At 52.8% G+C, this 883-nt stretch carries 1 protein-coding gene; it reads left to right on the plus strand.

The features are described 5' to 3' along the window. Positions 1-390 precede the first annotated feature (390 nt). Positions 391-883 (plus strand): tyrosine-type recombinase/integrase (locus PM2_RS29445; protein ID WP_042132656.1); only part of this gene is annotated, 493 nt, incomplete at its 3' end.

Consider the following 883-nt stretch of genomic DNA (forward strand, 5'->3'; position numbering starts at 1 on the left):
GGCCGTAATGGGCACCACCGCGGGGGCGTCTCACCTCCAGCGCCGACTGAAAATCGTACAATTCTCAGGCTGCAGGTAGGAGGTTGCGGAAACGGTAGTGAAAATGCGGAAATGGGAGTACCTATCGAGACTGAAAATCCGTATCCCAAAAACGCAAAAAGCCCTGAATAATCAGGGCTTTGAATATGGCGGAAGCGTAGTCATTCGAAGTGTATTTCCACTCCCGACCACCGGCATCCAAATCCCGACGCCCGGCCGCTCTAGAACAGCCTATTTGGGGTAATTTGAATTTTGTCGCAGTCTTCTAGCTTCCGCCCAGTTCCGTCTGTTTCCAGGCTACGAGTGGGGGACCAAATGGGGGACCGGATTCAAAGATCGGAGGTCGAAACCATGCCCAAGCTCACCGCGAAATTGATAGAAAACCTCAAGGATTATGGCAAGTACGATGATGGCGATGGCCTGCGCCTTGTCATTCGAAAGTCTGGAAAAGCGTGGGTGCTGCGCTACCAGCTTGCAGGCAAGCGCAAGGAAATCGGCTTGGGCCCTTACCCTCACTATGGGTTGAAGGAGGCGCGCTCCCGCGCCGACACTCACAGAGCATTGATTCGTGAGGGTATCGACCCTCTGACACATAAGGCTGATGCACTCCAGCAGGCTGAGGCTGCGCGGGTTGCTCGGGAGATGAATCTTGAAAACACCTTCCGCGCTTGTGCAGTGGACTACATCGAAGCTCATAGAGCTGGCTGGAAAAACGCAAAACACGCGCAACAGTGGGTCAACACACTCACTACTTATGCATTCCCTTTTATCGGAGAAAAGCCAGTCGACGAAGTTGAAACAGACGATATCTTGAAGATTCTGAATCCAATATGGACCGCTAAGG

The organism is Pseudomonas monteilii NBRC 103158 = DSM 14164 (assembly GCF_000730605.1).
GTDB lineage: Bacteria > Pseudomonadota > Gammaproteobacteria > Pseudomonadales > Pseudomonadaceae > Aquipseudomonas > Aquipseudomonas monteilii.